At 65.0% G+C, this 9194-nt stretch carries 10 protein-coding genes; 2 read left to right on the plus strand and 8 right to left on the minus strand.

Annotation, left to right across the window (positions count from 1 at the left end):
• Positions 1-3 precede the first annotated feature (3 nt).
• The 8 genes from AC0L2J_RS02765 to AC0L2J_RS02800 form a co-directional block, all read right to left on the minus strand.
• Entirely contained in the window at positions 4-891 is an 888-nt protein-coding gene (locus AC0L2J_RS02765; RefSeq protein ID WP_247396299.1) for a YicC/YloC family endoribonuclease, read from the minus strand.
• 118 nt (positions 892-1009) lie between these two features.
• Positions 1010-2284 (minus strand): endolytic transglycosylase MltG, encoded by a 1275-nt coding sequence (gene mltG, locus AC0L2J_RS02770; protein WP_007609326.1) that lies wholly within the window; start codon positions 2282-2284, stop codon positions 1010-1012.
• A 125-nt stretch (positions 2285-2409) separates the two neighbouring features.
• Positions 2410-3675: a beta-ketoacyl-ACP synthase II gene (gene fabF, locus AC0L2J_RS02775; RefSeq protein ID WP_473387056.1), complete on the minus strand. Its 1266-nt coding sequence runs from the start codon at positions 3673-3675 to the stop codon at positions 2410-2412.
• Between the two features lie 108 nt (positions 3676-3783).
• Complete coding sequence (locus AC0L2J_RS02780) at positions 3784-4023, minus strand: acyl carrier protein (protein ID WP_006020277.1); 240 nt, start codon at positions 4021-4023, stop codon at positions 3784-3786.
• Between the two features lie 308 nt (positions 4024-4331).
• A complete protein-coding gene (fabG, locus tag AC0L2J_RS02785) occupies positions 4332-5069 on the minus strand; it encodes a 3-oxoacyl-[acyl-carrier-protein] reductase (RefSeq protein WP_007609323.1) in 738 nt (245 codons plus the stop codon).
• A gap of 13 nt (positions 5070-5082) precedes the next feature.
• Positions 5083-6042, minus strand: a complete 960-nt coding sequence (gene fabD / locus AC0L2J_RS02790; protein ID WP_473387057.1) for an ACP S-malonyltransferase — start codon at positions 6040-6042, stop codon at positions 5083-5085.
• 187 nt (positions 6043-6229) lie between these two features.
• The gene (locus AC0L2J_RS02795) at positions 6230-7255 is read right to left on the minus strand and encodes a fatty acid desaturase family protein (RefSeq protein ID WP_473248514.1); all 1026 of its coding nucleotides are present in this window, start codon (positions 7253-7255) and stop codon (positions 6230-6232) included.
• Positions 7256-7258: 3 nt separating this feature from the next.
• The gene (locus AC0L2J_RS02800; RefSeq protein WP_473387059.1) at positions 7259-7963 is read right to left on the minus strand and encodes a TetR/AcrR family transcriptional regulator C-terminal domain-containing protein; all 705 of its coding nucleotides are present in this window, start codon (positions 7961-7963) and stop codon (positions 7259-7261) included.
• A 344-nt stretch (positions 7964-8307) separates the two neighbouring features.
• Here AC0L2J_RS02800 and rpsF point away from each other — a divergent pair, with 344 nt between their 5' ends.
• Positions 8308-8817: a 30S ribosomal protein S6 gene (rpsF, locus tag AC0L2J_RS02805; protein WP_212278937.1), complete on the plus strand. Its 510-nt coding sequence runs from the start codon at positions 8308-8310 to the stop codon at positions 8815-8817.
• Positions 8818-8822: 5 nt separating this feature from the next.
• Positions 8823-9062: a 30S ribosomal protein S18 gene (rpsR, locus tag AC0L2J_RS02810; protein WP_007592020.1), complete on the plus strand. Its 240-nt coding sequence runs from the start codon at positions 8823-8825 to the stop codon at positions 9060-9062.
• The last annotated feature ends 132 nt before the right edge of the window (positions 9063-9194 follow it).

Genomic DNA, 9194 nt, shown 5'->3' on the forward strand with positions numbered 1-9194 from the left:
CGATCACTCCAGATTCTGGACCTGCTCGCGGAACTGCTCGACCACGTTCTTCATGGCGAGCCCCGTATTGGTCAGCTCGATGTCGTTGGACTTCGAGCAACAGGTATTGACCTCGCGGTGAAACTCCTGCGCCAGGAAGTCGAGCTTGCGCCCGACCGGGCCGCCCTTGCCGATCAGCTCGCGCGCCTGCGCGATGTGCGAGGCGATGCGATCGAGCTCCTCGCGGATGTCGGCCCTGGTCGCGATCAGGATCGCTTCCTGCATCAGGCGGTCGGAATCGAAACGGTCGGAGGTGTCGAGCAGGCTCGCGATCTGCTCGGCGAGCCTCGCCTTGATCGCCTCGGGCTTGCGGCCGGGCGCGGCCTCCGCCTTCTTCGCCAGCTGCTCGACCTCGTCCACGCGCTGGATCAGGATCTGCCCGAGCGAGGTCCCCTCACGCTTGCGCATCTCGACGAGTTCGGCGAGCGCCTTGTCGAAGGCGTCCGCGGCGGCGGCGCGTGCGGCCTTGTCCTCCTCCTCGTCGCCCTCGGGCTCGGCGACCTCAATGACCCCCTTGATGGCCAGAAGCCCGTCGACGCTCGGCGCGACCGCATCGACCTTGCCGGCGATCACGGCGGCGGCCTTGAGGACGGCGTTGAGCACGTCCTCGTTGACGCGGACGCTGGTGGCCGCATTGGCGCGCTTGACGGTTAGATTGGCGTAGACCGTGCCCCGCGAGAGCAGCTCGGCGGCGCGTTTCTTGGCATGGGCCTCGAGCTCGTCGAATCCCTGCGGCAGCCGCACCCTGAGATCAAAGCCCTTGGCGTTGACCGACTTCAATTCCCATTCGAACGTATACGGCCCGCTCGCGCCGTGGCTTCGGGCAAAGCCCGTCATGGACGACAACGCCATCAGGTCAATTTCTCCAGAAGCACGGGATTCGCGGGGCCATCAAGCCACGCGAATCTTAAGACTATTTTGCAGGAAAATGTAATCCGCAAAGTCCCGCGGGGCAGGTCTGCGCGCAGGCCTAGCGCTGCACCACCGGGGGCGAGGCCTGAACCGCACCTTGCCGGGCCGGCGGCGGACCCGCGGGGCGAGCGGCCGGCGGCTTTTTCTGCTGGTTGGGGCGCGCCGGCGTCGTCGCCGTCGGCGTATCGGCGGCACCGGGCGCCGCGGCGGCCGGTGGCTGCGCGTCCTCGGCCGGCTCGACCGTGTCGTTCTGGATCTGCTTTTCCATCGCGCGCAGCTTGGCGACGTTCTTCTGGTGCGCGTCGTAGGTCTCGGTGAAGGAATGCCCGCCGGTACCGTCCGCGACGAAATAGAGGTCGCGGGTACGGGCCGGGTTGGCGGCAGCCTCGAGCGAGGCGCGGCCGGGGTTGGAGATCGGGCCCGGCGGCAGTCCCTCAATGACATAGGTGTTGTAGGGCGATGGCTGCGTGATCTCGCTGCGCTTGATCGGACGGCCGAGCGTGCCCTTGCCGCCGACGAGGCCATAGATGATCGTGGGATCGGACTGCAGCTTGATCCTCTGCTTCAGGCGATTGACGAACACCGCGGCGACGCGGCTGCGCTCATCCGGCTTGCCGGTCTCCTTCTCCACGATCGAGGCCAGCGTGACGAGCTGCTCCGGACTCTTGACCGGAATATCCTGACTGCGGCGCTCCCAGATCTCGGTCAGCACGCGCTTGTGCGCCTGCTGCATGCGCTGGATCACCTGATCGCGCGGGGTGCCGCGCGGGAACTTGTAGGTCTCGGGCAGCAGCGTGCCTTCGCGCGGCAGCTCACGCACGCTGCCGGTGAAGATGTCGTTGTCGGAGAGCCGCGCCACGATCTGCTCGGAGGTCAGGCCCTCCGGGATCGTCACGGCGTGCTGCACCACCTTGCCCTCGACGATGGTGGCAATCACGTCGCGCAAGGATGCGTTCTTCTGGAACGAATATTCGCCGGGCTTGAGGTCCGAGCTCGCCTTCAACGCAGCGACGCTGGCAATGAAGGCCCACGGATTGACGTCGGTCACGCCTTCGCGGTTCAGCGTCTCGGCGATGTCACGCTTGCCGGCGCGCTGCGGGATGTTGACGATCTTGTCTTCCTTCAACGGTCCCGGCGCCTCGAGCACCTGCCGGCCGTAATAGTACACGCCGCCCGCACCGATCATCGCAATCAGCAGCAGGGTGATGATGGCATTGCCGACGATCACGAAGGGATTGCGCGCGCGGTCCGATCGCTTCGGCGGCGGCGGGACCTGCTCGGGCTCGAGCGCTGCCCGCGGGCTCCGGGGCGAAATGGGCGGCCTTTCACTCATCGAAGCAACCTGAATCCTGCCGGTTCAATCGCGACCTGACAATCGCTTGCCGAGCCAAATGCACGCGCCCGCTTCCATGACTATCGCCGAATACGGCAAAACGGTGGATTCGTCGCAACAACAAACTAGTGGACCAGACGCCGGAAGATGACCGATGCGTTGGTACCGCCAAAACCAAAAGAATTCGACAATGCGACGTTGACCTCGCGCTTCTTCGCCTGATGCGGCACGAGATCGATCGCAGTCTCGACCGACGGATTGTCCAGGTTGATGGTCGGCGGCACGACATTATCGCGAATCGCGAGAATGGCGAAGATCGCCTCGATCGCGCCGGCCGCCCCCAGGAGATGACCGGTCGACGACTTGGTCGAGGACATCGCGACCTTGGAAGCCGCATTGCCGAGCAGACGTTCAACGGCACCGAGCTCGATCTCGTCACCAAGCGGTGTCGAGGTGCCGTGCGCATTGATGTAGTCGAGATCGGACGCGGTGAGGCCGGCGCGCTTGAGCGCCGCCGCCATGCTGCGGAAGCCGCCGTCGCCGTCGGGTGACGGCGAGGTGATGTGGTAGGCATCGCCCGAGAGACCGTAGCCGATCACCTCGGCATAGATCCTCGCGCCGCGGCGCTCGGCGTGTTCGAGCTCTTCGAGGACCAGAACGCCGGCGCCCTCGCCCATCACGAAGCCGTCGCGGTCCTTGTCGTAGGGGCGCGAAGCCTTCTCGGGCGTTTCGTTGAAGGCTGTCGAGAGCGCACGCGCGGCGTTGAAGCCGGCAATGCCGATGCGGCCGATCGGCGATTCCGCGCCGCCGGCAACCATGACGTCGGCATCGCCGAGCGCGATCAGGCGGGCGGCATCGCCGACCGCGTGAGCACCGGTCGAGCAGGCCGTGACCACCGAATGGTTCGGCCCCTTCAGCCCATGCTTGATCGAGACGTAGCCGGAGGCGAGATTGATCAGCCGGCCCGGAATGAAGAACGGCGAGACCCGGCGCGGCCCGCGTTCCTTCAGCAGGACCGCGGTTTCGGCAATGCCGTTGAGGCCGCCGATGCCGGACCCAATCATGGTGCCGGTGGCGCATTTGTCCTCTTCGGTCTCGGGATGCCAGTTGGCATCGTCGAGCGCCTGGCCGGCTGCGGCCATGCCGAAGATGATGAAGTCGTCGACCTTGCGCTGGTCCTTCGGCTCCATCCAGATATCGGGATTGAAACTGTCGTTGGTACCGTCGCCGCGCACGACCGTGCAGCCGATCTTGGTCTGAAGATCGGAGACATCGAAGCTCTCGATCTTGCGTGCGCCGCTTTGGCCGTCGAGGATGCGTTTCCAGGTCGGCTCGACTCCGCAGCCGAGTGGCGAAACCATGCCAAGACCCGTAACGACAACCCGCCTCATATCCGAAAACTCCGCATCGAAACATTCACGGCCAATAACAAGAAACCGGCTGACCGCTGTTGGGCGGTCCGTCCGGTTTCAATGTTGTCCCCGCGAAAATGAAGAGCCTTAGCTCTTCGCGTTCTTCTCGAGAAACTTCGTGGCGTCGCCGACGGTGAGAATCGTTTCCGCGGCGTCGTCCGGAATCTCGCAACCGAATTCCTCTTCGAACGCCATCACCAGCTCGACGGTGTCCAGACTGTCGGCGCCGAGGTCGTCGATGAAGCTCGCAGCGTCGACAACCTTCTCGGGTTCAACACCAAGGTGTTCGACCACGATCTTCTTAACCCGCTCGCCAATCTCACTCATTGCATAACCTCGTGTTGTTCCCTGTAGACCCGACCCCCCGGGACGATACGAGCCGTCGTGGTCGTTGACTGCCTTCGCTTACGAACTTTGATCTGGCCCCATCCTAACCGATGCAGGCCCGGCGAATGACGGCCAAGGCTCCGCATCGCCAATATACAGGGTTTCAAAAACCTGCAATGGCGTTCTTTGCCCATCCGTTGAAGGTCCGGTTATCATACTTCAATTGCGTTGACTACAAGCCTCATTTCGCTCCGGAAACGGCCGTTTGCCGCATTCCGCACCGCCAGGGGGCGGTGCGGCATGAAGCGTCAGATCATGGCCATGCCGCCGTTGACGTGGATGGTTTGGCCGGTGACATAGGCCGCTTCGTTCGAACTCAGGTAGACGGCGGCCGCCGCGATGTCCTCTGGCGTGCCCAGGCGATTGGCCGGAACCTTGGTCAGAATCGTTTCGCGCTGCTTGTCGTTGAGCGCATCGGTCATCGGCGTCTTGATGAAGCCGGGCGCGATGCAGTTCGCGGTGACGCCACGCTTGGCGTATTCGGCACCTAACGTCTTGATCATCCCGATCAGGCCCGCCTTCGACGCGGTATAATTGCCCTGCCCCGGGTTGCCGGTGACGCCGACAACCGACGTGATGGCGATGATGCGGCCGAAGCGCTTGCGCATCATCAATTTGGTGGCGGCGCGGGCAAGCCGGAAGGTCGAGGTCAAATTGATGTTGATGACCTCCTCCCAGTCCTCGTCACGGAGCTGCACGAAGAGATTGTCGCGGGTGATGCCGGCATTGGCGACGAGGATGTCGACCTGTCCCATCGCCGCTTCCGCAGCAGGCACCAGCGCTTCGACCTCGTCGGCCTTGGCGAGATTGCAGGGCAGCACATGGGTGCGCTCGCCGAGCTTGCCGGCAAGCTCATCCAGCACTTCCTTGCGCGTCCCCGATATCGCAACGGTGGCGCCCTGCGCGTGCAGCGCCTGTGCGATCGCGCCGCCAATGCCGCCGGTTGCGCCGGTGACGAGCGCCTTCTTGCCGGTCAGATCGAACATCTTTGCAACTCCTCTAGGCCTGCTTCGCAGCGGCCAATGCATCCTTGGCGGCAGCAATGTCGTTGGGACCACCGACCGCAACGCCGACGGCACCGTCCGCAATACGCTTGACGAGGCCGGTCAGCACCTTGCCGGCACCGATCTCGAAGAAACGCGTGACGCCCTGCCCCGCCATATAGGCAACCGATTCGCGCCATCGCACGGTACCGGTGACCTGCTCGACCAGGCGGCGGCGGATCTCGTCGGGATCAGTGATCGCGCTCGCCAGCACGTTCGACACCAGCGGGGTCGCCGGGGCCTTGATCGTGACCTTGGTCAGCGCCTCCGCCATCGCGTCGGCAGCCGGCTGCATCAGCTTGCAATGGAACGGTGCGGACACCGGCAGCAACATTGCGCGCTTGGCGCCCCTGGTTTTGGCGATCTCCACGGCGCGATCGACCGCGGCCTTGTCGCCGGAGACGACCACTTGCCCGCCGCCATTGTCGTTGGCGGCCTGGCAGACCTGCCCCTGCGCGGCCGCGTCCGCCACCGCCACGGCCGCCTCGTAGTCGAGGCCGAGCAGAGCGGCCATCGCACCGACGCCGACCGGCACCGCTTTTTGCATTGCGAGACCGCGGATGCGAAGGAGCCGAGCGGTATCGGAGATCGTCAGGCTGCCGGCCGCGGCGAGCGCCGAATATTCACCGAGCGAGTGGCCGGCGACGAAGGCCGCATCCCGCCTTACGGAAAACCCGGCTTCGGTCTCCAGCACGCGCAGGGTGGCGACGGACACCGCCATCAGGGCCGGCTGGGCGTTTTGGGTGAGCTGGAGGGTTTCGGCCGGACCATCCCAGATGGTCGCCGTCAGCTTCTCCCCCAGCGCGGCGTCGACCTCGTCGAACACGGCGCGCGCCACCGGAAAGGCATCGGCCAGGGCCTTGCCCATGCCGACCGCCTGGGACCCCTGCCCCGGAAATGTGAATGCTGCCGTCATCGGCGCTCCCTGCTTGTCGGGCGTGATCCCTGCGAGAACCGGCAGCCGATGACGCACGGCCTTAGGCCATGGTTCCGGATCATGCTCCAAAGGGGGCCGTAGACACCGTCCGGGGCCGGAATGTCAAGCCAAGATAGGAACTTCGATCAGCATTCAACTGGCAGTCTTCAACTGATGAGACGGGTCCCTAAAATCCGCCGGCCGTCTGGTTGGCGTCGACCTCGGACCCCGCCTGCGCGCGGCGCGCGCTGTTGACCAATTGCCCCGGGCGGTCATCGCGGTTCGGCTTCGCGGTCGCAAGCCGCAGCACGGCCGCGTAACTCGGCTGCACCTCCATGCGGCCCGCGTGCCGGCTCTCGCTCAGCAGGCGATGCACCTTCGGCAGATTGTAGCAGGGCACGTAGAACAGGAGATGATGTTCGAGGTGGTAGTTCACGTAATACGGCGCGATGAACAGACGCTCGAGGAAATTGGCGTCCGTGGTGCGGGTGTTGCGCAAGGGATCGCTGCTGTCGGGCACGACTGCGTGCTCGGCGATGTTGCGGATACGTGTGATGACCATCATCCAGGTCAGGAGCGGCACCAGCCATAGCAGCGGATAGGCCCACCATACGCCGGCCGCCGTGAGCGCGGCGAACATCGCGCCATTGACCAGACATTGCGGACCAAGTTTCTCCCAAAAATGCGCCGCGCGCTGCCGCGACGGCCAGTCCTTCGGCCCGAGCGCATTGAGCAACTGCGCCTTGCGCTGCTGATAGCCGGTCTGCCCCGTGAGGTCGCGAATGAACTTGCGGCGATAGCTCAGCTTCGTGATGGGAAATGGCGCCGACAGCACGAGATCCGGATCATCCTCCTGCTGCGTGCGCGCATGATGCTGAAGGTGATAGCGCCGATAGCTGCGCGTCTCCGCAAACAGAGGGTAGGCGCAGAACCACTGGCTCAAGGTCAGATTGGTCTTCTCGTCGGCGGACAGGCAGCCATGCGCGCCGTCATGCATGAGGATCGCGAGCCCGAGCTGGCGCGAGCCGATGATGGCGACGGCGAAAATATAGGTGATTGGATTGGGCCACCACGCGACCAGGGCGATTGCGGCGATGATGAGGGCCCAGGCGTGCGCGATCAGCGCGACGCCTTTCCAGGTCACGCGCTGGCGCACGTCGGCAAGCTGGTCGTCGGTCAGGAAATCGCGGGCACGCATGCGAAGCGCAGTCATGACCTAACTCTCCTCATTCGAATTGCTCGATGCGTCGCGCGCGTCGACGAGGCGCAGGCGCGCAGCGTCATCATTGGATTTCGCCTGTTCGCCCAGCACGCGCAGCATCTCGGCGCACAGCGCCTCTGGCGAACGGCCCATGGCGTAGCCCTCGAGGATGATTCCGATGGCGACAGCCCAGAACCGCCGCGAACTCTCATCCGGTGCGCGCAGGGAGCGCCAGCCGTGCCGCGCGACCTGGCTCGCATAGGCCCGCGCGCCTTCACTGTGCAGGCGCTCTATGGTGCGCTCGACCAGCGGCGCGAGATCCTGGCGCCGCCGCGTCAGCGTCAGCGCCTCGGCGAAGAAGGTCACCGAATCGCTCGCCGTAACGGTCTCGGCCAGCGCGTGGGTATAATCCTGTGGCGTGCGCGCCTTCAGCGCCGCCTGCTCGGTCGCTCGCGCCAGGTACAGCAGCTCGCGGCAGGCGCATTCGACGAACAGCGCCTCCTTGGTGCGGAAGTAATAGGTGATCTGGCTCGGGAACGCGTTCGCAGCGGCTGCGATGTCGGCGATCGCCGTACCCGACAGCCCCCGCTCCCGGAACAGCGGGCTCGCGGCATCCAGCAGCAGCGAGCGCATTTTGCGGCCGGCCGATCGCGTGGCGCGGGCGGCGTGCTTGGGGTCGCCTGCCGCCTCGATCGGCTCGTGGGCCGGCTTTTCTGCCATTGGGTTTCGCTCCCGTTGACTTGTTTGTATGATATACAAACAAATAAATCAAGCCGGTATGGTAGCCGGCGGGGGATCCACTCGCCCGTATCGGGACCCCCGCGCCGAAAACGGCGCCTGCAACCTTGCCAAGTCGGCCGAAATCCGTATAACGCGCCCATCCGCAGACCCCGGCCGGGAGCTGAACGGACGGTCTCAGCAAATCATTCGTGATTTTGGTGTGGCAGGGCCAGTCGGCCCGTCGTCCCGTGTTTCCGCCTTCTGAGCTTCATCCCAGAGTCCTTTCCGAAGGCCTCTTAAGGGCTTGACGCCGGGCGATGCGCCAACATGAGGAAAGGACTTCCATGGCTCTCTATGAGCATGTTTTTCTCGCGCGCCAAGACGCGAGCACGCAGCAGGTCGAAGAGCTGACTGCGCAGATGACCGGCATCGTCGAGGGTCTCGGCGGCAAGGTCACCAAGACCGAGAATTGGGGCGTACGCTCCCTCACCTACCGCATGAACAAGAACCGCAAGGCGCATTTCGTGCTGCTCAACATCGACGCGCCGTCCGCGGCGATCGCAGAGATCGAGCGCCAGGAGCGTATCAGCGAAGACGTGATCCGCTATCTCAGCGTCCGCGTCGAGGAGCTCGAGGAAGGCCCGTCCGCGATGATGCGCAAGGCCGACCGTGACCGCGAGCGTGACGACCGTGGCGGTGGCTTCCGCGGCGATCGCGAAGGCGGTGGCTTCCGCGGCGACCGTGAGGGTGGTTTCCGTGGTGGCGATCGTGAAGGTGGCGGCTTCCGCGGTGACCGCGGTCCGCGCCGTCCGCGCGAAGACGCTGAAACCACCACCACGACGGATGGGGAGTAAGAACAATGGCTGAAGCTGGTGCACGCCGCCCGTTTTTCCGTCGTCGCAAGAGCTGCCCGTTCACGGGCGCGAATGCTCCGAAGATCGACTACAAGGACTCCAAGCTGCTGATGCGTTACGTCTCCGAGCGCGGCAAGATCGTGCCGAGCCGCATCACCGCGGTGTCCGCGAAGAAGCAGCGTGAGCTTGCCCGCGCCATCAAGCGCGCGCGGTTCCTGGGCCTGCTGCCCTACGTCATTCGCTAAGACGAATTCGGCCCGCGGCGCCAAAGCCCCCGGCCGGTCCCCCGGGGTTGTGAATAAGCGTGCCGGGGGGGCGGGGGCCGGAGGGTTGGGGGGGGTGGCAGGAAACCCTCGACAGGGGCGGGGCCGCGGTGT

Source organism: Bradyrhizobium sp. MV1.5 (assembly GCF_055807615.1).